The organism is Streptomyces sp. NPDC101181 (genome assembly GCF_044767975.1).
Lineage (GTDB): Bacteria > Actinomycetota > Actinomycetes > Streptomycetales > Streptomycetaceae > Streptomyces.
The window spans coordinates 94,393-117,260 of the sequence record NZ_JBIWOX010000004.1; the positions used below are offsets into that span (position 1 = coordinate 94,393).

General features: G+C 71.5%; 20 protein-coding genes. 9 read left to right on the forward strand and 11 right to left on the reverse strand.

From position 1 onward, the window contains the following. Window positions 1-20 precede the first annotated feature (20 nt). Complete coding sequence (locus ACIRRU_RS08880) at window positions 21-1,241, reverse strand: HpcH/HpaI aldolase/citrate lyase family protein (protein ID WP_403678072.1); 1,221 nt, start codon at window positions 1,239-1,241, stop codon at window positions 21-23. Between the two features lie 221 nt (window positions 1,242-1,462). Between ACIRRU_RS08880 and ACIRRU_RS08885 the strand changes: the two genes are divergently transcribed. After that, complete coding sequence (locus tag ACIRRU_RS08885; RefSeq protein WP_403678074.1) at window positions 1,463-2,347, forward strand: TerD family protein; 885 nt, start codon at window positions 1,463-1,465, stop codon at window positions 2,345-2,347. A gap of 108 nt (window positions 2,348-2,455) precedes the next feature. Here ACIRRU_RS08885 and ACIRRU_RS08890 read toward each other — a convergent pair whose 3' ends face one another. From ACIRRU_RS08890 to ACIRRU_RS08915, 6 genes are all read right to left on the reverse strand, one after another. Then, complete coding sequence (locus ACIRRU_RS08890; RefSeq protein ID WP_363202720.1) at window positions 2,456-3,190, reverse strand: Tellurium resistance; 735 nt, start codon at window positions 3,188-3,190, stop codon at window positions 2,456-2,458. A 175-nt stretch (window positions 3,191-3,365) separates the two neighbouring features. Continuing rightward, window positions 3,366-4,529 carry a DUF475 domain-containing protein gene (locus ACIRRU_RS08895; RefSeq protein WP_403678076.1) on the reverse strand — a complete coding sequence of 388 codons (1,164 nt, stop codon included), beginning with the start codon at window positions 4,527-4,529 and terminating at the stop codon, window positions 3,366-3,368. 68 nt (window positions 4,530-4,597) lie between these two features. Next, window positions 4,598-5,173 (reverse strand): TerD family protein, encoded by a 576-nt coding sequence (locus ACIRRU_RS08900; RefSeq protein WP_363202722.1) that lies wholly within the window; start codon window positions 5,171-5,173, stop codon window positions 4,598-4,600. Between the two features lie 209 nt (window positions 5,174-5,382). Further along, a complete protein-coding gene (locus ACIRRU_RS08905) occupies window positions 5,383-5,958 on the reverse strand; it encodes a TerD family protein (protein WP_403678078.1) in 576 nt (191 codons plus the stop codon). Between the two features lie 138 nt (window positions 5,959-6,096). Continuing rightward, window positions 6,097-6,555, reverse strand: coding sequence for a peroxiredoxin (locus ACIRRU_RS08910; protein ID WP_403678080.1), 459 nt, complete (start codon window positions 6,553-6,555; stop codon window positions 6,097-6,099). A gap of 198 nt (window positions 6,556-6,753) precedes the next feature. Further along, window positions 6,754-7,191 (reverse strand): DUF3052 domain-containing protein, encoded by a 438-nt coding sequence (locus tag ACIRRU_RS08915; protein ID WP_363202725.1) that lies wholly within the window; start codon window positions 7,189-7,191, stop codon window positions 6,754-6,756. A 563-nt stretch (window positions 7,192-7,754) separates the two neighbouring features. On the opposite strand from ACIRRU_RS08915, the gene aceE reads away from it, so the two are divergent. Continuing rightward, a complete protein-coding gene (gene aceE / locus ACIRRU_RS08920; protein ID WP_403678082.1) occupies window positions 7,755-10,487 on the forward strand; it encodes a pyruvate dehydrogenase (acetyl-transferring), homodimeric type in 2,733 nt (910 codons plus the stop codon). A 152-nt stretch (window positions 10,488-10,639) separates the two neighbouring features. Here the strand turns inward: aceE and ACIRRU_RS08925 are convergent, their stop codons facing one another. Together ACIRRU_RS08925 and ACIRRU_RS08930 are read right to left on the reverse strand one after the other, a co-directional pair. Then, on the reverse strand, window positions 10,640-11,089 hold the full coding sequence (locus tag ACIRRU_RS08925; protein WP_403678084.1) for a peptidase inhibitor family I36 protein: 450 nt from the start codon (window positions 11,087-11,089) through the stop codon (window positions 10,640-10,642). A 201-nt stretch (window positions 11,090-11,290) separates the two neighbouring features. Beyond that, complete coding sequence (locus ACIRRU_RS08930) at window positions 11,291-12,910, reverse strand: MFS transporter (protein WP_403678086.1); 1,620 nt, start codon at window positions 12,908-12,910, stop codon at window positions 11,291-11,293. A gap of 128 nt (window positions 12,911-13,038) precedes the next feature. Between ACIRRU_RS08930 and ACIRRU_RS08935 the strand changes: the two genes are divergently transcribed. The 7 genes from ACIRRU_RS08935 (at window position 13,039) to ACIRRU_RS08965 (ending at window position 21,132) form a co-directional block, all read left to right on the forward strand. Continuing rightward, window positions 13,039-13,698, forward strand: a complete 660-nt coding sequence (locus tag ACIRRU_RS08935; RefSeq protein WP_403678088.1) for a TetR family transcriptional regulator — start codon at window positions 13,039-13,041, stop codon at window positions 13,696-13,698. Window positions 13,699-13,935: 237 nt separating this feature from the next. After that, on the forward strand, window positions 13,936-15,153 hold the full coding sequence (locus ACIRRU_RS08940) for an alpha/beta hydrolase (RefSeq protein WP_403678090.1): 1,218 nt from the start codon (window positions 13,936-13,938) through the stop codon (window positions 15,151-15,153). A gap of 77 nt (window positions 15,154-15,230) precedes the next feature. Continuing rightward, on the forward strand, window positions 15,231-16,103 hold the full coding sequence (locus ACIRRU_RS08945) for a DUF4429 domain-containing protein (protein WP_403678092.1): 873 nt from the start codon (window positions 15,231-15,233) through the stop codon (window positions 16,101-16,103). 240 nt (window positions 16,104-16,343) lie between these two features. Then, window positions 16,344-17,795, forward strand: a complete 1,452-nt coding sequence (locus tag ACIRRU_RS08950; RefSeq protein WP_403678094.1) for a sensor histidine kinase — start codon at window positions 16,344-16,346, stop codon at window positions 17,793-17,795. Next, complete coding sequence (locus tag ACIRRU_RS08955) at window positions 17,792-18,481, forward strand: response regulator (protein WP_403678095.1); 690 nt, start codon at window positions 17,792-17,794, stop codon at window positions 18,479-18,481. Before ACIRRU_RS08950 ends, ACIRRU_RS08955 begins: the two co-directional genes overlap by 4 nt. Before the next feature lie 228 nt (window positions 18,482-18,709). Beyond that, a complete protein-coding gene (locus ACIRRU_RS08960) occupies window positions 18,710-19,774 on the forward strand; it encodes an alpha/beta hydrolase (RefSeq protein WP_403678097.1) in 1,065 nt (354 codons plus the stop codon). 119 nt (window positions 19,775-19,893) lie between these two features. Next, the gene (locus ACIRRU_RS08965) at window positions 19,894-21,132 is read left to right on the forward strand and encodes an acyltransferase (protein WP_403678372.1); all 1,239 of its coding nucleotides are present in this window, start codon (window positions 19,894-19,896) and stop codon (window positions 21,130-21,132) included. A 161-nt stretch (window positions 21,133-21,293) separates the two neighbouring features. Here the strand turns inward: ACIRRU_RS08965 and ACIRRU_RS08970 are convergent, their stop codons facing one another. Together ACIRRU_RS08970 and ACIRRU_RS08975 are read right to left on the reverse strand one after the other, a co-directional pair. Continuing rightward, entirely contained in the window at window positions 21,294-22,310 is a 1,017-nt protein-coding gene (locus ACIRRU_RS08970; protein ID WP_403678098.1) for an aldo/keto reductase, read from the reverse strand. After that, window positions 22,310-22,810: a MerR family transcriptional regulator gene (locus tag ACIRRU_RS08975; RefSeq protein WP_403678100.1), complete on the reverse strand. Its 501-nt coding sequence runs from the start codon at window positions 22,808-22,810 to the stop codon at window positions 22,310-22,312. The genes ACIRRU_RS08970 and ACIRRU_RS08975 overlap by 1 nt, the downstream gene beginning before the upstream one ends. Window positions 22,811-22,868 lie beyond the last annotated feature (58 nt).

The following is a 22,868-nucleotide window of genomic DNA, read 5'->3' on the forward strand; positions in this document are numbered from 1 at the left end:
GCTCGCTCACCGGTACGCGCTCAGTTCGTCAGACCTGCGGCCAGCAGGTCCACGAAGCCGACATCTTCCCTGGCCACCCCGAAGACCTCCGCGCGCTGGAGTGTGCGCTCGGCCCAGGCCCGGTGGGGCTTCACTTCGTTCATCTTGTTCGTGTACGCCGAGCGCATCACCCCGCCGCCCCCGTGCTCCGGCCGCAGGATGTCCTCGGCGTCCGTGAACTCCTCGTGGCTGACCACGGACAGCGCGTGGACGGGGGCCACGTGCGAGGGGTGGATGCAGGTCTTGCCGAGCAGCCCGTTGGCGCGGTCCAGCTCGATCTCCCGCAGCAGGCCGTCCATGTCGTGCTCGATGAGGGCCGTGCGCAGTTCCTCGGCCCGGCCCTCCAGGAAGGGGCTGCGGCGCAGCTGGGGCTTGAACATGCGCTCCTGGCGGCGGAAGTACTCCCAGACCGGGCCGGTGATCGTGAAGCCGGTCCCGTCGGCCCGGCCCAGCACGTTGACGACGTCGGCGATCACGGAGCCGACGATCTGGACGTCGTACGCCGTCATGTCGGGCGCGCGGCGCAGTCCGTAGGCGGAGCAGAAGTCGGTGACGCCCAGGCGCAGGGCGAGCACCCGGTCCCGGTGTTTGCCGACGCTGCGGGCGATGCCCCGCAGGACCTCGGCGCGCGTCTCCAGGTGGAGCAGTTCGGGCGATTCGAGGACCGGCATGGCGAAGAGGCGCTGTCCGCAGGCAGCCTCGGCCTTGGTGAGGGCCTCCAGGAACGCCTCTCCACGCTCCTCCGTGAATTTGGGAAGGACGAAACCGGACAACATCCGGACGGAGTCGCCGAGGCGCTCCACCAGGTCGGTGATCTGAGCCGGTTCGCGGACCCGGACGAAGAGCAGCGGGACGTCGGGGCCCCCGGCGTTCCCGGAGCCCGCGGTGTCCTCGGAGTCCGTGGTGCCCGGGGACCCGGCGCGGGCGGCGAGGTCGGCGAACTGCCTGATCAGGTTGGCCTCGGCGCCGACCACTTCGGCGTCGTCGATCGAGTCCTCCAGGCACAGCACCATCGAGACGACGCCGCGCCGCGCCTGCTTGAGCACGTCCTCGGCGAGGTTGGGGCGGGTGGCCGGGGAGTAGAGGGTGGCCCCGAGGGCGACCGAGAGGAGCCGTGCCGGGGAGGAGGCGCTGAAGTCCCGGGGTTCCCGGAAGAACATGCTCTCCCGGGCGGCGGGCGCTAGGTGCCCGAAGTGACGCATGAGTTTCCCCCGAACTGCCTGGCCGGCCGGACATCGTATGGCCGGTAATAGTACGTACGGACGGGTGTCAACAGTTCCCCATGGGCATGAATTTCCGGTTACCTGCCCGTCACGTCGTCTCCTCCCGCGCTACCCTGCCGCCCGGCCCGCGCCGGCGACGGGCTCGATCGTGCCCGCCCCTGCGTTGTCCGTACGGGCCCCCAGCAGGCAGGATGACGGTCATGACGCACACGATGCTGAAGGGCTCGAACGTCCCCGTCGAAGCCACGGCCGTCCGGGCCGTGCTGCGGTGGACCCCGGGCACCGGGGTTCCCGACGTGGACGCCTCCGCCCTGCTGCTCGGTGCGTCCGGCCGGGTGCGGTCCGACGAGGACTTCGTCTTCTACAACCAGCCCCGGCACCCGTCCGGTCTGGTCAGGCGGCTGCCGAAGCGCAGCGTCCCCGGGGGTCTCACCGACACGATCGAGGCGGACCTCGGCGCGCTGGAGGCCTCCGTGGAGCAGGTGGTCATCGCCGCCTCCTCCGATGGTGCCGCTTTTGAAAGCGTACCTGACCTGCGGATACTTCTCTTCGACGCGGCGTCCACCGCCCCCGCCGACGGCGAGCCGCTGGCCGTGTTCGATGTACGGCCGGAGACCGGCGAGGAGACCGCCATCATCTGCGGCGAGCTGTACCGGCGCGGCGAGGGATGGAAGTTCCGCGCGGTCGGGCAGGGCTACCCCACCGGCCTGATCGGGCTGGCCACCGCTTTCGGGATCTCGGTGGACGAGTCGGAGTCCGCGGACGAGGGCGGGAGCCCGGCCGTGCCCCCGGTGCCGTCCGTGCCCCCGCGGCCCGTCGGATCTCCCGGGGCCGTCGGAGCCGACTCCCAGATCACCGTCCAGCACCAGCAGCCCTCCTACGGCTACCCGCCGCCCGTCGCGCCGCCCATGCCGCCCGCGGTGCCCGTGGGGGCGGAGCCCGGGGCCCAGCAGCCGACGTACGGCTATCCGCCGCCCGCCGCGCCGCCCGCCTACGGCTATCCCCAGCCCGCGGCGGCCGCCGCACCCGCGCCCGACCCGCATTTCGCACTGCCTCCGCAAGGTCCGCAGTTCATCCGGTCCTGACGCGCCGACGGCCACTGGCGCGTCGGCCGCCCCTGACACCCAGGCCGCTCCTGACGCGCCGGCCGGTCCGGAGGCTCCGGTCGTGATCTGCCCCGGGTGGGGCGGGTCTCAGGTGCGGGACTTGTAGCCGCGGCCCCACTGCATGCCGTAGCCGTACAGCCGGTCCAGCTCCGACTGGAAGCCGTAGACGAACTTCACCTCGCGGCGCACGACCAGCTCGCCCTTGGAGTTGTCCACGGTGAACACCGCGCAGGACCGGGCCTCGGGGGCACGCTCGTCCAGCTCGATCTCGATCCGCGGCCCGTGCCCCGGGTACAGCGTGATCTTCGCGTGCGTACGGTCGAAGGCGGGCGTCTGGTCGTAGATGTAGACGAAGAACAGCAGCCGCTTGATCTTGTCGCGCTGGTCCAGATTGACGTAGACCGTCTCCCCCGAGGGCGCGCCGAACCGGTCGTCACCGCTGAGCCGGATGTACGGCGGGGCGTTGAGGTCGCCGATGAGGCTGCCGAGCGGCTGGACGACCCCCTTGGTGCCGTCCGTCAGCTCGTACATGCAGCCGAGGTCCAGGTCGACGTTGACGACGCCCTGGGTGTGCGCCTGGACCACCTCGGGCTGGAACAGCTTGAGCGGGCGGCGCAGCAGACCGCTCTGGCGGGAGCGGCCCTCGATGTCCGAGGTCCGCATCCGCCAGGAGAGGTTGACCCGCAGGTTGCCCGAGAGGGCGCCCTGTTCGGTGAGCGAGACCGTCGCGTTCCGCTTGGTCAGCTCGATGGCGCTCGACGTGGCGTGGCCCGAGTCGAACTGCGCCGCGCGCAGCGGTCGCAAGCCGTCGAAGAATCCCATTCCAACCCCCACCTGTTCTCGCGCCCGCTCCGACGCCCCGCACGCGGGGCGCCCCCACACGCGGGTGCCACCCGGACATCACTGCGGGGCGGCCGCCGGGCCGGGTCCGGGAGGTCCCGGAGAGCCGTCGCCGTGTGGGCCGCCCCGCAGAGAGCGTTCCTCAATCCCCGCCGGGTCACACCCGTGAGGAGACGTGAGCCTTGCTGTCGGAGCCGCCGTCCCCGCTGCCGCCGTCCCCGCCGGACGCGGCGATGGCCCGGTTGCGGCGGACCGAGGACCAGAAGGACAGGGCGATCAGGACGACCCCGACGAGGCCGGTGATGATCTCGCTGATCTCGTACTGGATGGTGACCAGCAGGATGAGCGACAGGGCGCCGATCGCGTAGTGCGCGCCGTGCTCCAGGTAGACGTAGTCGTCGAGCGTGCCCTCGCGCACCAGGTAGACGGTGAGGGACCGGACGTACATGGCGCCGATGCCGAGGCCGAGGGCCATGAGCACGATCTCGTTGGTGATGGCGAAGGCGCCGATGACGCCGTCGAAGGAGAACGAGGCGTCCAGGACCTCCAGGTAGAGGAAGAGGAAGAACGCGGCCTTCCCCGCGAGGGCGACGCCGGTGACGGGCTTGCCCGCCTTCTTGGCCGCCTCCTCCGCCTCGTGCTCCCGCTCCTCCTCCTCTTCGAGCTTGCCCTCGAAGAATCCCGAGAGCCCGCCGACGACGAGGTAGGTGATCAGACCGGCGATACCGGAGAGCATGACGGTCGACGCCTTGTCCGCGTGGCCGCCGCCGTGCTGGTGGGCGTGGGTCGCGAAGGTCAGGGCGCTGATCAGCAGGACGATCAGCGCGACGCAGACCGACAGCATGTCGACCCGGCCGAGCTTGGCGAGCGGGCGCTCGATCCAGCGCAGCCAGTGGATGTCCCGCTCCTCGTCGAAGAGGAACTCAAGGAAGATCATCAGCAGGAACATGCCACCGAAGGCGGCGATCGACGGATGGGCGTCCGTGACCAGTTCCTTGTACCTGTCGGGGTTGTTGAACGACAGGTCGATGGCCTCGATGGGGCCGAGCTGCGCGCTGACCGCGACGATCACGACGGGGAAGACCAGTCGCATACCGAAGACGGCGATGAGGATGCCGACGGTGAGGAAGATCTTCTGCCAGAAGGCGTTCATCTTCTTCAGGATCCCGGCGTTGATCACCGCGTTGTCGAAGGAGAGGGAGATCTCCAGGATCGTCAGGATCGCGACGATACCGAAGGCCTGCCATCCGCCGTAGTAGAACGCCGCGACCAGGCCGAGCGCGGTCACCGCGAACGACCAGCCGAAGGTTTTCAGAAGCACTGACTACCCCATGTGTGTGTGACGAGTCTCCCGGTGTCCATCGGGGGGCTCCCCCGCGCCGTGCGCGGCTATGAAACGTTGACGCCGAAGTCTAGAGCGATGCCTCGCAGGCCCGACGCGTACCCCTGGCCGACTGCACGGAATTTCCACTCGCCGTTGTACCGGTAGAGCTCTCCGAAGATCATCGCGGTCTCCGTGGAGGCGTCCTCGCTCAGGTCGTAGCGGGCCAGCTCCTGGCCGTCGGCCTGGTTGACGACCCGGATGAAGGCGTTGCTGACCTGGCCGAACGCCTGGCCGCGGTTCTCCGCCTCATGGATCGAGACCGGGAAGACGATCTTGTCGCAGTGGGCGGGCACCTGGTCGAGGCGGACGATGACGGACTCGTCGTCGCCGTCGCCCTCGCCGGTGAGGTTGTCGCCGGTGTGCTCGACCGATCCGTCGGGGCTCGTGAGGTTGTTGTAGAAGACGAACCACTCGTCACCGAGCACCCGGCCCGACTGGCACAGCAGCGCGCTGGCGTCGAGGTCGAAGGGGGCCCCGGTGGTGGAGCGCGCGTCCCAGCCGAGCCCGACCAGCACCTGGGTGAGGTTGGGTGCGGCCTTGGAGAGGGAGACATTGCCTCCCTTGGCGAGCGTGACGCCCATGTGTGTCCTCCCCTAGTCGTGTGAACGCTGCCAGGGGGCTTCCCGGTCACGGTGCGCCGGACACCCCCGGGCGCGTCCGGCGCCGCACGTGTGCGCGGCGCCGGACGCGGTGGTGCGGGAGCGCTGGACGCGCTCCGTGCTGCTCGTACAGGCTCAGGCAGCTCGTGCTGCTCGTGCTGCTCGTCCCGCTGGTGCTGCTGCCCAGGGCCTCAGACGTTGACGCCGAAGTCCTGCGCGATGCCGCGCAGACCCGAGGCGTAGCCCTGGCCGATGGCGCGGAACTTCCACTCGGCGCCGTTGCGGTAGAGCTCGCCGAAGACCATCGCGGTCTCCGTCGAGGCGTCCTCGCTCAGGTCGTAGCGGGCCAGCTCGGTGTTGTCGGCCTGGTTGACCACGCGGATGTACGCGTTGCGGACCTGGCCGAAGCTCTGCTGGCGGGTCTCGGCCTCGTAGATCGAGACCGGGAAGACGATCTTGTCGATGTCGGCGGGGACACCCGCGAGGTTCACCTTGATGACCTCGTCGTCGCCCTCGCCCTCACCGGTGGTGTTGTCACCGGTGTGCTCGACCGATCCGTCGGGGCTCTTCAGGTTGTTGAAGAAGACGAAATTGCCGTCGGCCGCGACCTTGCCCTCGGCGTTCGCCAGCAGCGCGCTGGCGTCGAGGTCGAAGTCGCCGCCGGTGGTGGTGCGGGCGTCCCAGCCCAGACCGACGATGACCGCGGTCAGGTTGGGCGCGGCCTTGGTCAGCGAGACGTTGCCGCCCTTGCTGAGGCTGACTCCCACGAGTCCTCCAGTAGTTTTCTCAGGGGCCGGCAGACACCAGCGTCCCCGTCGTTCGTTGGCATCGGATCAACGATTGGATCCTAGTGACCGGTTCCCGGCCAAAACAGGCTTTTGACCGGGCGTCGCCGGGATACCGCCTCAGAGCGCTTCGAGCGCCTTGACGTAGTCGTTCAGGTCCCGGGCGTCCGGGAGCCCGTTGACGACGCTCCAGCGGACGACGCCCGCCTTGTCGATGACGAAGGTGCCGCGCACCGCGCAGCCCTTGTCCTCGTCGAAGACGCCGTACGCCCGCGAGGCCTGCCCGTGCGGCCAGAAGTCGGACAGCAGCGGGTACTCCAGGCCCTCCTGCTCGGCGAAGACGCGCAGGGTGTGGATGGAGTCGTTGGAGACGGCGAGCAACTGGGTGCCCTCGTTCTCGAAGCGGGGCAGTTCGTCGCGGAGCGCGCACAGCTCGCCGGTGCAGACGCCGGTGAAGGCGAACGGGTAGAAGACCAGCACGACGTTCTTCTCACCGCGGAACTCCGAGAGCCGCACGGTCCGGCCGTGGTTGTCCTTGAGCTCGAAATCCGGGGCTTCGGTGCCGACCTCGATCGTCATGGAACACGCATCCTTATCGCCGCTTACTCCGGGTCCCGGGCGGGGGCCCGTCCGGGTGACAGCCACCACCCTACGCAGGGGCGGGCGGCCGGTTCCGAAGGGGCCGCGCGGCCGGACGGGCGGCCTCGTGGGCACAGACACAAGCCCCTACGGGCACGGTGTGCGCCCGCAGGGGCCGGAGGTGATGCGGAGAGTGGTTCAGCGCTTGGCCTTGGCCCCCTTGGGGGTGCCCAGACGGCTGCCCGTCCAGTCCTTGCCCGCGCTGATGGTCTTGGTCTGGGCGAGACCGGCGGTCTGGGCGGCCTCGTTGATGTCGCTCGGCTCGACGTAACCGTCGCGACCGGTCTTCGGCGTCATCAGCCAGACCATGCCGCCGTCCTCGATCAGACCGATGGCATCCACCAGCGCGTCCGTAAGGTCGCCGTCCTCGTCGCGGAACCAGAGCAGGACGACGTCGGCGACGTCGTCGTAGTCCTCGTCGACGAGTTCCTGGCCGGTAGTGGCCTCAATGCCCTCACGGAGCTCCAGCTCGACGTCGTCGTCGTAGCCGATCTCCTGGACCACCTGTCCGGGCTCGAACCCCAGGCGTGCTGCCGGGTTGGTCCGCTCCTCCGCGTGGTCCGCGGTCGCGCTCACGGGTTGCCTCCTGGTCATGTCTTCGGAAAATGCTGCCCACGCGCGTGGGCAGGACGTAGGCCGTAGTCCACACGGGCCCGGCGAATCGCGCAAGTACCCAGCGCGCGAGACCGCCTATACGGTGACGTTCCCTGCCACGTCATCGCAAGTTACGGCATGTCTCCGCGGGGCGCTTCCGGTGCCCTCGGCGTTCTTCGCACTTTCCGGTGCTCGGCCGCGGTCTCCGGGTGCGTCTCATCCGTTTACGTCCTTCCTCAGCTTATGCCGTTTCGGTCCGCCATTCGGATTCGAACAGCCATTGGGAACGCTTGGACGCCTTGGGCGTAAGGTTGCGGTTTGCCCGTACCCAGCGGCGTACCGCCCACACGCGCGCCCCGGTCGAGACTTTCCGCGACCCCGGGGTTCCACCGCGGTGGATCTCGGGGTTACCCCACGGTAGAGATGACGTTTGGACCCTCGCGGTAGCACGATGGAGGCGGCGCGCACAGAGTTGACAGAGCTGTCCGGGGGTTACATTCCCCGCACAGGCCCCGTAGAGCACCACCGAACAGCGAAGGAACAGTGTGGCTTCCGGATCCGATCGCAACCCGATCATCATTGGCGGCCTTCCGAGCCAGGTCCCGGACTTCGATCCTGAAGAAACCCGGGAATGGCTCGACTCCCTCGACGCCGCCGTCGACGAGCGCGGCCGGGAGCGGGCCCGCTATCTGATGCTCCGGCTCATCGAACGCGCGCGGGAGAAGCGCGTCGCGGTGCCGGAGATGCGCAGCACGGACTACGTGAACACCATCGCCACGAAGGACGAGCCGTTCTTCCCCGGCGACGAGGAGATCGAGCGCAAGGTCCTCAACGCGACCCGCTGGAACGCCGCCGTGATGGTCTCGCGGGCGCAGCGTCCCGGGATCGGCGTGGGCGGACACATCGCCACCTTCGCCTCCTCCGCCTCGCTCTACGACGTGGGCTTCAACCACTTCTTCCGGGGCAAGGACCAGGGCGACGGCGGCGACCAGATCTTCTTCCAGGGGCACGCCTCCCCCGGGATCTACGCCCGCGCGTTCCTGCTGGACCGGCTCAGCGAGCGCCAGCTCGACGCGTTCCGCCAGGAGAAGTCGAAGGCCCCCGACGGGCTGTCCAGCTATCCGCACCCGCGGCTGATGCCGGACTTCTGGGAGTTCCCGACCGTCTCGATGGGCCTCGGCCCGCTGGGCGCGATCTACCAGGCGCGGATGAACCGCTACATGGAGGCGCGCGGCATCGCCGACACCTCCGCGTCGCACGTGTGGGCCTACCTCGGCGACGGCGAGATGGACGAGCCGGAGTCGCTGGGCCAGCTGTCGATCGCCGCCCGTGAGGGTCTGGACAACCTGACCTTCGTGGTCAACTGCAACCTCCAGCGGCTCGACGGGCCGGTGCGCGGCAACGGCAAGATCATCCAGGAGCTGGAGTCGCAGTTCCGGGGCGCCGGGTGGAACGTGATCAAGCTGGTGTGGGACCGCTCGTGGGACCCGCTGCTGGCGCAGGACCGCACGGGCATCCTGGTCAACAAGCTGAACACCACGCCGGACGGCCAGTTCCAGACGTACGCCACGGAGACCGGCGCGTACATCCGCGAGCACTTCTTCGGTGACGACGCGCGGCTGCGGGACATGGTCAAGGACATGTCCGACCAGCAGATCCTGCACCTGGGCCGCGGTGGCCACGACCACCGCAAGGTCTACGCGGCCTACGCGGCGGCCAAGGCGCACAAGGGCCAGCCGACGGTGATCCTGGCGCAGACGGTCAAGGGCTGGACGCTGGGGCCGAACTTCGAGGGCCGCAACGCGACCCACCAGATGAAGAAGCTCACGGTCGAGGACCTCAAGCGGTTCCGCGACCGTCTGCACATCCCGGTCACCGACAAGCAGCTGGACGAGGGCTACCCGCCCTACTACCACCCGGGCCGCGACTCGGAGGAGATCCAGTACATGCACGACCGCCGGCAGAGTCTGGGCGGTTACGTCCCGACCCGGGTGGTCCGTGCGAAGCCGCTGCCGCAGCCCGCCGACAAGACGTACGCGGCTGCGAAGAAGGGGTCGGGTTCGCAGTCGATCGCCACGACCATGGCGTTCGTCCGCATCCTGAAGGACCTCATGCGGGACAAGGAGATCGGCAAGCGCTTCGTGCTGATCGCCCCCGACGAGTACCGCACCTTCGGCATGGACGCGTTCTTCCCGAGTGCGAAGATCTACAACCCGCTGGGTCAGCAGTACGAGGCGGTCGACCGGGAGCTGCTGCTCGCGTACAAGGAGTCCCCGACCGGGCAGATGCTGCACGACGGGATCTCCGAGGCGGGTTGTACGGCCTCGCTGATCGCGGCCGGTTCGGCGTACGCCACCCACGGCGAGCCGCTGATCCCGGTCTACGTCTTCTACTCGATGTTCGGGTTCCAGCGCACCGGTGACCAGTTCTGGCAGATGGCCGACCAGCTCTCGCGCGGCTTCGTGCTGGGCGCGACCGCCGGGCGTACGACGCTGACCGGTGAGGGCCTTCAGCACGCGGACGGCCACTCGCAGCTGCTCGCCTCGACGAACCCGGGCTGTGTCTCCTACGACCCGGCCTTCGGGTACGAGATCGCGCACATCATGCAGGACGGGCTGCGCCGGATGTACGGCGAGGCGAACGAGGACGTCTTCTACTACCTCACCGTCTACAACGAGCCCATCCAGCACCCGGCCGAGCCCGAGAACGTGGACGTGGACGGCATCCTCAAGGGTGTCTACCGCTTCCGGCAGGGCGAGGCGGGCGAGATCCCGGCGCAGATCCTGGCGTCCGGCGTCGCCGTCCCGTGGGCCGTCGAGGCGCAGAGGATCCTCGCCGAGGAGTGGAACGTCAAGGCGGACGTCTGGTCGGCGACCTCCTGGAACGAACTGCGCCGCGAGGCCGTGGACGTCGAGCGCTACAACCTGCTCCACCCGGAGGAGGAGCAGCGCGTCCCCTACGTGACCCGGAAGCTCGAAGGGGCCCAGGGTCCGTTCGTGGCGGTCTCGGACTGGATGCGCTCGGTGCCGGACCAGATCGCGCGCTGGGTGCCCGGGGCGTACCAGTCGCTGGGCGCGGACGGCTTCGGCTTCGCGGACACCCGTGGCGCGGCCCGCCGCTTCTTCCACATCGACGCCCAGTCGATCGTCCTCGCGGTGCTCACCGAGCTCGCCAAGGACGGGAAGATCGACCGGTCGGCCCTGAAGACGGCGGTCGACCGCTACGAACTCCTCGACGTGGCGGCGGCCGACCCGGGCCCGGCGGGCGGCGACGCCTAGTCGCCGTAGGGCTAGGGCATAGGGGCGCGTCGTAGCGCAGTCGTACGAGGCCGAGGGGCGGTGACGCGAGCGCGTCGCCGCCCCTCTCCCGTGTGCGCCTCTCCCGGGTGTGCCTCTCCCGGGTGCCCGGGTCCCTGTCCCTGGTCCGGGCCTCAGTTCTCCCAGATCTTGACGGCGCGTACCTGGTACGGGGACCGGGGCGTCCAGGTGCCGCCGCCCGGGTACGTCTCGAACTCCCCGGTCTCCGCGCACTCGGCGGACTGGTAGGTCGTGACGGGCCGCCCGGTGCGGTTGGCGAGGGACTGGGCGTCGCCACCCTTCGGCAGCGGGGTGCAGCTCTCGATGTCGATGCCGGAGAGCTCGAAGGTGTGGCGGGCGCCGGTGAAGTCGGGCTTCTTCCAGAGGCAGAGCCTGCCCGCCTCGCAGCTGCCGAGGCTGACACCCGGCGACCGCTCGGCCGCCGCGGCCCTGGCAGACGTGGCAGCCGTGGTGGCCGTAGCGGCCGTAGCGGCGGTCCGGTCGTGGGCCAGAGCGTGGGGTGCGAGCGCGGCGGCGGCCAGGGCGCCCGCGAGGACGGTCGTTCGCGTGAGGTTCGTACGCATGGTGGATCAACCCCCGTGGTTGGTCGGTGCGGTGCTTCCGCCGATCACTCTGCGTCACCGGACGAGGGCGGGGGAAGAGCGGACCGGGTCCGCCACCCTGATAGGCGACAGCCCCGCCGAAAGGATTCGGCGGGGCTGTCGCGTGCGCTGTGTTGACGCGGGGCTTCCTCTCGCGGGGAAGCTCTCCGGGGGGGCAGGTGGTCAGATGTGGCCGACTCCCGCGCCGGCCTCGGCGTTCTCGCCGCGCTTGGTGAGCGTGGCGACCAGGGCCGCGACCACCGCGACGATGCCCGCGACGGTGAAGGCCAGGCCCATGCCGGACATGAACGTGTCGTGGATGACCCCGCCGATGCGGTCGACGATGTCCGGCGTCATGCCCGGAGCCTTGGAGAGGGCGTCCACCGGGACCATGCCGAACTCGGCGGCCTCCTCCAGTCCGGGAGCGGGCTCGCCGGGCAGACCCGCGCCCGCCCAGTTGTCCGCGAATTCGGCGTTGACCTTGGAGGACATGACCGCGCCGAGGACGGCGGTGCCGAGCGCGCCGCCGACCTGCATGGCGGCCTGCTGGAGGCCCCCGGCCACCCCGGACAGCTCCAGCGGTGCGTTGCCGACGATGACCTCGGTGGCACCGACCATGACCGGGGCGAGCCCGCAACCGAGCAGCGCGAACCAGAGGGACATGGCGAAGGTGCCGGTGGACTCGCTGAGCGTGGTCATGCCGAACATCGCGGTGGCCGTGCAGACCATGCCGCCGACCAGCGGGACGCGCGGACCGAACTTGGTGATCAGCAGACCGGCGACCGGCGAGGAGACGATCATCATCGCGGTGAGCGGCAGCAGGTGCAGACCGCTGTCGACCGGGCTCAGGCCGTGGACGCCCTGGAGGAAGAAGGTCACGAAGAACAGGCCGCCCATGAAGGCGAAGGCCATCAGGACCATGAGGATGGCCCCGGCCGTCAACGGGATGGAGCGGAACATCCCCAGCGGGACCAGCGGTTCCCGGACCCGGTTCTGCCAGAGGCCGAAGGCGACGAAGAGCAGGACCGCGAGGCCGAGCCACGCCCAGGTCCGGCCGTCGCCCCAGCCCCAGGACTCACCGGCCTTGATGATGCCCCAGATGAGCGAGAACATCGCGCCCGAGAGCAGCACGATGCCCAGGATGTCGAAGGAGCGCGGGGCGTTGGCGGCGCGGTGGTCCTTGAGGATCACCAGGCCGAAGGCGAGCGCGACGACACCGACCGGCACGTTGATGAAGAACACCGACTGCCAGCTGACGTGCTCGACGAGCAGACCGCCGACGATCGGGCCGCCCGCGGTGGACGCGCCGATGACCATGCCCCAGATGCCGATCGCCATGTTCAGCTTCTCGGCGGGGAAGGTGGCGCGCAGCAGACCGAGCGCGGCCGGCATCAGCAGGGCGCCGAAGAGGCCCTGGAGCACGCGGAAGAGGACGACGAGGCCGATCTCCTTGGAGAACCCGATCGCCGCGGAGGAGGCCGCGAAGCCGGCGATACCGATGAGGAAGGTCTGCCGGTGACCGAATCGGTCACCGAGCTTGCCCGCGGTGATCAGGGCCACGGCGAGGGCGAGCAGATAGCCGTTGGTGATCCACTGGACGTCGGCGAGCGTGGCGCCGAGGTCCCTCTGGATGGCGGGGTTCGCGATGGCGACGATCGTGCCGTCGAGCGCGACCATCATCACGCCGATGGCGACGGCGAAGAGGGTCAGCCAGGGGTGGCCGCGCAGCCCCTTGGCCGGGGCGGGGACAGCGTTGTCTTCGGGCTCCCGCGGTGCCTTCTCGACGGTGGTCTGACTAGTCATACGCGGAGACTAATGACAGCCTCTGACAGTTGACAAACCAATTCACAAGTCAGTAACTGTCACGTAGCTCACACGTCGTTCACAGGTAGGCTGAGCTGGACGAATACGGAAAAAAGAGGGGCCGGTAGGTGATCGACGGGCAGGCAGTGGAGCCCCGGGCCGGACTGCGCGAACGCAAGAAGCAGCGCACCCGCGACGCCCTGCTGCGGGCCGCTCTCGAACTGTTCACCACCCAGGGCTACGAACGCACCACCGTCGACGAGATCGTCGACGCCGTCGAGGTCTCCCAGCGCACCTTCTTCCGCTATTTCGCGAACAAGGAGGAGACCGTCTTCGCGGTGCAGGAGATGGTCGAGTCGCACTTCGTCACGGAGCTGCGCCGCCGTCCCGCCGGTGAGATCCCCTTCGACGCGATGCGCCGGGCCGTGCTGTACGCCTGGAACAGCATCGGTGAGGCGATCGAGGAGGTCGTGCCGGTCGACCTCCACATGCGGACGTACCGGATGATCGAGTCGACCCCCACCCTGCTCGCCGCCCACATGCGGCGCGGCGTGGCCCTGGAGGAGCAGATCGCCCGGCTGATCGCGGAGCGCGAGGGGCTCGACGTGGACCGGGACCCCCGCCCCCGGGTCGCCGTCGCCGCGTTCTCCGGGGTGCTCCGGGTGACCGGACAGCTCTGGGGCCAGGGGCAGGACACGAGCGTCGAGGCCCTGCGCGAGCTGACCGAGACCTACCTCGACCACCTCGGCCCGGCGCTCGCCCACGCCTGGCGGCCGGACTCCTCCTGAACGGCGGCCGCGACCTGAACGGCGGCGACGTCGAAGCCCTCCCTCCCGGCCCCTCGCGCCCCCTCCCGTCCCCTCCTGCTCGCTCGCGTCCCCTCCTGCTCCCTCCCGCCCCCTCGCGGAGCCACCTCTGACATCCCGTGACTCCGCGTGACGTATCGCGGGTCAATCCTCAGCGGACGGGTGATGCGGGTCACTTGAATCACGGTCGTCAGCGCGCTTCTCCTAGGGTGTGGCGCAGTGACTTCCTTCGACACCTCCCCCACCTTGACCGCCTGGCGCGCGCTGCTCGCCGTCGTGGTGGTGTTCGTGATGCTGACGGCCACGGGCTGGAGCGCCGTGCACCATCAGCGCTCCGACGAGGCACGAACCCTCGCTCTCGCCTCCTGGGCGCGGGACCGGATAGCGGGCCACGCCCTGCCGGAGGCCGACGCGCCCGCCCACCGGCTGGCCCGCTTCTTCGCCACGCTCACCTCCGCCCAGCGGGTCGCGCTCGCGGGCAAGTACCCGTCGGTGGTGGGCAACCTGAACGGCGCCCCGGTCACCCTGCGCTACCACGCCAACCGGCTGGCCCTGAAGCAGGCGGCCGCCGAGGAGCGGCGGCGGGCGCACGACGCGTCCCTCTCGGCGGACGGCCGCGACCAGGCGGAGCGCCGCCAGGCCCGCTTCCGGTCGCTGCTCGCGGGCGACCGGCAGATCCTGGCGTTCGACCCGTCCGGGCAGGGCCGCGCGGCCGAGGTGTTCGGGAATCTCGACCGGGCCGCCCGGGTCTCGGTGATCGTCCCCGGCGTCGACACCAATCTGTTGACCCTGGAGCGCACCCGGCACGCCAACACCGCACCCGTCGGCATGGCGAGGTCCCTCTACGGGGCGGAGCGCGCCGCCGCCCCGGGCACCCGTACAGCGGTCATCGCGTGGGCCGACTACACCGCGCCCGCCGGGCTCGGCGTGGACGCGGCGCTCGGCCGGCTGGCGGCGGACGGCGCGCTCCGGCTCAACGCGATGGTCGGCGCGCTTCCCGGCACCCCCACGGTCTCGCTGTTCTGCCACAGCTACGGGTCCGTGGTCTGCGGGGTGGCGGCGGACGAGGCGCCCCGCCGGGTGGCCGACATCGCGGTGGCGGGCTCCCCCGGGATGCGGGTCACCAGCGCACGGCAACTGGACACCGGCGCCCGGATCTGGGCGACCCGGGACCGGGGCGACTGGATCGGGGACGTACCGCATCTGGAGTTGGGGGGCATCGGTCACGGGGCCGACCCGGTCGACCCCCGGTTCGGCGCGCGGATCGTCTCGGCGGCCGGGGCGAAGGGACACAGCGGCTACTTCGAACCGGGCACCGCGAGCCTGGACAGCTTCGCCGCGATCGGGGTCGGCGCATATGGATCGGTCCGCTGCGCGGGTGCCGACGGCGCATGCCACAGCGGTATTTACGGCGAGGGGGCCACCCGACGCGCGTAGAAGCGCGTGACGGGCGGATGAACGGCGAATTACTCCGAGGGGGGACGTGCGGGCCTGTGCCGCATACGATGAGGCACATGGGTGACTTGCTGGCCGGAATTCATGCCACCTGGGAGTTCGACACCGACTCCGTGCTCATGCGCTTCGAACGGGGGATCCGCACGCCGAAGCTCTTCCAGAGCCTGCGCGAGCGCCGCATCCCGCATGCGGCGCTGTCGTCGGTGACGCTGACCCCGGGCAAGCGGAGCACGGTGGTCCTGCGTGCCGTGCCCCGACCGGGCGCCGACCCCCTGATGGAGGCTGCCGCGGGGCAGCTCAAGGAGGGGTGCGACCCCTATCGCCTGGTGCTTCCGGCGGAGCGGGAGGTGCTGGCGGAGTACTACGCCGACGAGCTGCGCACCCTGCTCGACGCCGCCCCCGAGGAGCCCGACGAGCCCGCGCACCGCTTCCTGGTGACGGCCCCCGAGGCGCCGCTGAACTTCAAGGCGTACGACGGGCGGGCCGGGTTCGACGGGGAGCGGATCTCCTTCCGGTGGTCCTGGACCGGGGCCTCCAGCGCCAAGTGGAAGGCGGGCGACCAGACCTACCGCGTGGGCGAACTGGCCGGAATCGAGTGGCGCTCCCCCGAGGCCCTGGACGGCTACCTGCGGCTGGTGCCCCGTGCCACCGCCCCCATCGCCCAGGCGGACCAGGATCCGGCGGCCGTCGTCTTCGGCCTCGGCTACGGTCCGGTGCACGAGTCGCTGCCCTTCGCCGCCGCCGTACTGGAGTCGATACGCCGGACCCAGCCCGAGCCCGCCGAGCCCGCCCCGGTCCTGGCGAACGCCGTGCGGCGCGACCCGGCGGACATCGCCGAACGCATCCACCACCTCGGCGAGCTGCATCAGGCGGGGCTGGTGACGGACGCCGAGTTCAGCGCGAAGAAGGCGGAACTGCTCGCGGAGCTGTAGCCGGGCTCCCGCAGACCGCCCGCCCACAGCCACCCGCTCGCCCTCCCCGCCCGTACGGTTCACCCGGCCGTCTCCCTGTCCGTACGGCTCGCCCGCCCGCATCCACGCTTGCGTGCGTCAGAGGCGGTTGCTCCTGACCCTGTGGCGGGACCCCGTACCGGAGTATGAGGTGACCGACGGGCGGGTCGGAACCCTGGTATGACGCCGTCGCGCCCCTGAGCTGCCTACGCTGACCGGGCCATGTCCACTTCTCCTTCCTCCTCCGCTCCGGCTCCCCCCTCCCCCGCCGCGCCCCCGCCGGCCGACGGCCTGCTCAGCGCCGCCCGCCGCAATCTGCGTGAGCTGGCCCAGGGGCTGACCCGCCCCTCGCACCCGCCCACCCCGCTGCTGGCCGACGCCCCGAAGCGCTGGCAGCGGCTGCTGCCGTACGGGGTGGTCCTCGTGCTGGCCGCGACCTTCATCCCGGTCACCATCGTCGTCCTCGCGACCCCGTACGGGCTGCCCGGCGGCCTGGCCGGGGCGCTCGGGGTGGCCCAGGCGGCCCCGCTGCTGATACTGGCCCACCGACCTCTCCAGGCGTGGTGGATCGTCCTCCCGGCCGACGTCGTGGGCGCGTTGGTGCTGCTCGCGCAGCCTCCTGTCCCGCACGGTGTGTGGCCGTGGCCCCCGCCGGTGCTCGTCGCGTATCTCTTCGTGCTGCTGGCGATCGGGCTGCGGGAGACCTGGCGGACCGTTCTCGCCGTGTGGCTGGTGACGGCCGCGGTCTCGGCGGCGCTCCATCTGATCGCCCCGGCGGACCGCGGCACCGGCAGCGCCCTGCTGCTGACGGTGCTCGGAGCTGCGGTGCTGGCCATCGGCGGGGTGGTCCGGGAACGGGGCGAGGCGACGCGCCGGCTCGCCGAGCAGGAGACGATCAGCGAGGCGGAACGGGCGCGGCGCACGCTGCTGGAGGAGCGGACCCGGATCGCGCGGGAGCTGCACGACGTGGTCGCGCACCACATGTCGGTGATCACCGTGCAGGCGGACTCCGCGCCCTACCGGATCTCCGGGCTGCCACGGGCCGCCGAGGAGGAGTTCACCGCGATCGCCGCGGCGGCGCGGGAGTCGCTGGGCGAGATGCGGCGGCTGCTGTCGGTGCTGCGCAGTGACGGCACCGAGGGCGGCGGGGCCGACCGCGCGCCGCAGCCCGGCCTGGACCGGCTCCAGCAGTTGGTGGAGGCGACGGTACGGGCCGGGCTGCCCGCGGAGCTGTCGCTGGCGGCGGACGTGGGCGAGGTGCCGTCGGCCGTCGACCTGTCCGCGTACCGGATCGTGCAGGAGGCGCTGGCCAATGTGGTGCGGCACGCGCCCGGTGCCCGCACGCAGGTCTCGGTCCGGGCGGCCGGGGGCCATCTGCACGTGCTGGTCGTCAACGGGCCCGCCGCGCGGCCCGCTTCGCCGCTGGAGTCGGCGGGGACCGGGCACGGGCTGGTCGGGATGCGGGAGCGCGTACGGTTGACCGGCGGCACGCTGGACGTGGGGCCGCTGCCCGAGGGCGGGTTCCGGGTGGCCGCCCGGATGCCGCTGCCCGGGGCGGACGCGCCGCCACCCGGTACGCCGTCCTCCGACGCCTCGCCACCCGGTGCGCAACCGCCCGGTCCGTCTTCGTCCGGTGCGTCTTCGTCCGCCCGCCCGACTCCGGAGGACCCGTGACCATCCGTGTGATCATCGTCGACGACCAGGCCATGGTCCGGGCCGGGTTCGCGGCGCTGCTCTCGGCGCAGAGCGACATCGACGTGGTGGGCGAGGCGGCCGACGGTCGCCAAGGGGTCGACGTGAGCCGCGGACAGCGTCCCGACGTCGTGCTGATGGACGTCCGGATGCCGGAGATGGACGGACTCGCCGCCGCCCGCGAGCTGTTGAACCCGCCGACGGGCGTGGTGCACCGGCCGAAGGTGCTCATGCTCACCACGTTCGACGTGGACGACTACGTCTACGAGGCGCTGCGCGCCGGGGCCTCCGGGTTCCTCCTCAAGGATGCCCCGCCCGCCGATCTGATCGCGGCGGTACGGGTGGTGGCGGCCGGGGACGCGCTGCTCGCGCCCTCGGTGACCCGGCGCCTCATCGCGGACTTCGCGGCGCAGCGGCCCGCCGGGGCGACCCGCGGCGGCCAGGCGCTCCGGCTGAACGGGCTCACCCCGCGCGAGAGCGAGGTGCTGGAGCTGATCGCGCGGGGCCTGTCGAACCAGGAGATCGCGGGTCGGCTGGTGCTGGCCGAGCAGACCGTGAAGACGCACATCGGACGGGTGCTGGCCAAGCTGGACCTGCGGGACCGGGCGCAGGCGGTGATCTTCGCGTACGAGTCGGGGCTGGTGACGCCGGGGGACGCGGGGGCCTAGCTGGTCGGCCGACGGTCCTCCCGGGGGCGCAGGGTCCTGGCCCGACGGTGTAGGGATGCGGGGTTCCGCTGCCCCTCGCCCTCGCTCAGCCCGACGTGGGTCCCCCACCCCCTACTCCGGTACCACCCCGCAGTTGGCTCTCCGGTGTGACGTCACGTCACCCGTCGTCTTCCTACCTTCCTCCTCTCCGCACCGACCGGTGCGGAGAGGAGAGGGAAGGCAGGCACGATGCGCCGATACGCGAGGACCCTGGTCGCGCTGGCACTGACCACCAGCGTGGTCACCGGGGCCGCGGGCTGGGTCTCGGGGGACGCGCAGCAGGCGCTGACCGGACCGCCCCCGGGGAGCGCGCGGTGGGAAGCGGACCGGTCGTCGCTGGGTACGGAGCTGCCCGACCCGGACACCTCGAAGCCCAGCGAAGTGGCTTCGTTCTTCAAGGGGTTGGACAACAGGCAGCGGCAACTCCTGCTCCTGCGGCACCCGTCCGTGGTCGGCAACCTGGACGGCGTACCCCTGGAGCTCCGTTACCGCGCCAACGCCCTCGCCCTCAGCGCCGCCGAGGACCCCCGCTACCGCTCGCTCGCCGCCCCCGGCCGGCAGATCCTGGCGTTCGACCCGCGCGGGCGCGGCCAGGTCGCCGAGGTCTTCGGGGATCTGCGCACCGCGCGCCGGGTCTCCGTCGTGGTGCCGGGCTCCGACAACGACGCCGGGACGTTCGACCGCAGGACCACCGCCCACGGGGCCCCGCCGGGGATGGCGAGGACCCTGCAACGGGAGGCCGGACCGGGGACCGCCGTCATCGCCTGGACCGGGTACACCACCCCCGTGGGCGTCGGCGTCGACGCCGCCACCGGGCGGCTCGCGGAGGCGGGCGCGGAGCGGCTGACCCGGTTCGCGGAGGGGCTGACGGCGGACGGGCTGCCCGAGCCCGCCGTCTTCTGCCACAGCTACGGCTCCGTCGTCTGCGGCCTCGCCGCCCACCGGCTCCCCGCCACCGACCTGGTGGTCCTCGGCTCCCCCGGGATGCGGGCCGACCATGTGGACGCGCTGCGGACGCGGGCCCGGGTATGGGCGGCGAAGGACCCCACCGACTGGATCGACGACGTGCCGAGCGTGCGGTTCGCGGGACTCGGCCACGGCGCCGACCCGACCGACCCGGCGTTCGGTGCGCGTCACGTCCCGGCCGACGACGCCCGAGGCCACAGCGGCTACTTCGCGCCCGGCACGGACTCGCTCCGCGCCTTCGCGGCGATCGCCCGCGGCGGCACGGCCAGGGAAGGAGCTACCCGGTGAACTCCCCGACGCGCACGGCGAAGCACGGCAGGCGCACGACGACGTCCGGCACGCACACGTCCGGCACGCGCACGACGAGGCCCCGCCCGAACACCCCCACGTCCGGCACGCGCACCCCGGTGACCGCCCCGCCCGCCACGGCGTCCCGGGCGCGCCGCGTCGCCGCGCGGATCGACGCGGCCACCCCGGCCCACCGGGACCGCGCGATCGACGGCCTGCGCGCTCTCGCGCTGCTCGCGGTGCCGCTCGGGCACTGGATGCTCGGCGGTTTCCGGCTGGACGCCGACGGGCTGCACAACGCGAGCCCGCTCTCGGCGTTCGGCGCGCTCGCCCCGGCGAGCTGGGTGCTCCAGATGCTCGGGATCTTCTTCCTGGTCGGCGGGTACGCCTCGGTGCTCTCCTACCGCCGCCGGACCTCGACGACGACTGTCTGGCTGCGCGGGCGGCTGGCCCGCCTGGGGCGTCCGGTGTTCGGCGTCACCGCCATGTGGGCGGTGCTGCTCGCGGTGCTGTCGGTGCTGGGCGTCCCCGGCGACACCCTGCGGACGGGGTCGACGCTGGTGATCCAGCCGCTCTGGTTCGTCGGGGTGTACTCGGTGGTCACGGCGCTGACCCCGCTCTGCGTCTCGTCGGCGCGGCGGCTGGGCGGATGGGCGGCGCTGCCGCTGGGGGCCTCCGTAGCGGCGGTGGACTTCCTGCGGTACGGGCCCCTCGCGGAGGCGGTGCCGTCGTGGCTGAGCGCGCTCAACGTCCTGCCCGGCTGGCTCTTCGCGTATCAGCTCGGCGTGTCCTGGGGCGAGGGGCGGATCGGGCGGCGCGGGGCGCGGCTGCTGCTGGCCGGGGGTGCGGTGCTGTTCGCGGTGCTGCTGCTCGTCTTCCACTACCCGGCGTCGATGGTCGGGGTGCCCGGCGAGGCCCGGACGAACTCGCATCCGCCGTCGCTGCTGGTGGTGGCGTTGGCGGCGACGCAGAGCGGGGCGGCGATCCTGGTACGGGACCGGCTGGGCCGGCTGTTGCGCAGGCCGCTGCTGTGGGCGCCGGTCGTGGTGGTGAACCTGGCGGCGATGACGATCCTGTGCTGGCACCAGAGCGCGATGCTGGCGGCGGCCGTGCCGGCGTCGCTGTGGGGCGGCGGATCGGCGGTGGCGGGGCTGACGGCCGCCCCGGACACGGTGGGCTGGCTGCTCGCGCGGGCCTTGTGGCTGCCGGTGTTCGCGGGGCTGCTGGTGCTGATCGCCCGCTACGCCCGCCGGTTCGAGGCCCCGTGGCCGACGGGCAGCCGCGCCGCGAACGCCCGCCGCGCGCTGGCGGGGCTGCTCGCGGCGGGGTTCGCGGTGTTCGCGCTGGGCCTGGCGTGAGGACGGCGTCAGCCGGGTGCCTGGCGGGAGGGCGGTGTTCGCGGTGTGCCAGGCCCGAAGGCACCGGGGGGCTCCCGGGCAGTTGGGCCCGACGAGAGGGCGGGGGCTCCCGGGCGGGGAGAGTCCCCGGGGGCTCCCGGGCGGGGAGAGTCCCCGGGGGCTCACTCCTCCCGAGCCGCCGACGTGCTGCTCATGTCCGGGTAGCGGTCCCCCGCCACCTGCCCGGCGATCGGCTCCAGCAGGGCCAGTTCCTCGGCGCTCAGGCGCAGCCGGGTGGCGGCGACGTTCTCCGTGAGGCGGCCGCGCTTACGGGTGCCGGGGATCGGGACCACGGTCAGGCCGTGCACCTCGGCGCGCTGCTGGACCCAGGCCAGGGCCACCTGCGCGGCGGTCACACCGTGGGCGGCGGCGATGGTGTGGACGGGCTCCAGCAGGGCGGCGTTGGTCCGGGCGTTGTCGCCGCTGTAGCGGGGCTGGTTCTGCCGGAAGTCGCCCGGGGAGAGGTCCTGGCCGGCGTCGGCGAAGGCCCCGGTGAGGAAGCCCCGGCCGAGCGGCGAGTACGGCACCAGGGTGACGCCCAGCTCGGCCGCCGCGCCGACGGCGCTCCGCTCGACGTCCCGGCTGAAGAGCGACCATTCCGACTGGAGGGCCGCGATCGGGTGCACGGCGTACGCCTCGCGCAGTTCGGGGCCGGTCACCTCGCTCAGTCCGAGCTGCTTGACCTTACCCTGCCGGACCAGCTCCGCGAGCGCCCCGACCGACTCGGCGAGCGGCACGGCCGGGTCGCGGCGGTGCATGTAGTACAGGTCGATGACGTCGGTGTTCAGCCTGCGCAGGCTGGCTTCGACGGCGGTACGGATGTACGCGGGGTCGTTGCTGATGCCCCGGTAGCCGGGGTCGTCGGTGCGGACGAGGCCGAACTTGGTGGCGAGGGTGATCTCGTCCCGGTGGGCGGCGACGAACGGCGCCAGGAACTCCTCGTTGGCCCCGCGCCCGTAGGCGTCGGCGGTGTCCAGGAGCGTGACACCCGCCTCCAGCGCGGCGTCCAGGGTGTCCCGGGCGGCGGACTCGTCGGTGTCGCCGTAGAACTCGCTCATGCCCATGCAGCCGAGGCCCTGGACGCCGATGAGCGGCCCGTCCGTGCCCAGCCGCACCGTGGAAATCTTGTCAGCAGTCATCAGGCGCTGTGCCTCTCCGGCGCCCGGCGGGCGCCACCGTAGAAGTCGATCTTGTGGTCGAGGACCGCGAGGGTGTCGTGCAGCTCCGCGATCCGCCCGAGCACGTCGCGGCGGGTCGCCTCCAGCAGCTCCCGCCGCTCCTTGAAGGTCGCCTCGCCCGCGCGCACCAGCTCCGCGTAGCGCACCATGTCGGCGACGGGCATCCCGGTCAGCCGCAGCTTGCCGACGAAGGCCAGCCAGTCCAGGTCGCGGTTGCTGAAGCGGCGCTGCCCGGTGTGCGAGCGGTCGACGTGCGGCATCAGCCCGATGCGCTCGTACCAGCGCAGGGTGTGCGCGGTGAGCCCGGTGAGGGCGACGACCTCGCTGATGGTGTAGCTGTCCTGCCCCGAGGGCCGGGGATGCGCCTCGGCCGGGGCCGTACAGGCGTCGTCCCCTGGGGAGGGTTCGGCGTCGGTGCTGGTCGCGGGGGTGCTCCGGGCTGGTCCGTCGATCACCGTCATGCCTTCCACGCTAGAACCCTGGAGTGCACTCCAAGCAAGCGGAAACGGGGAGAACAAC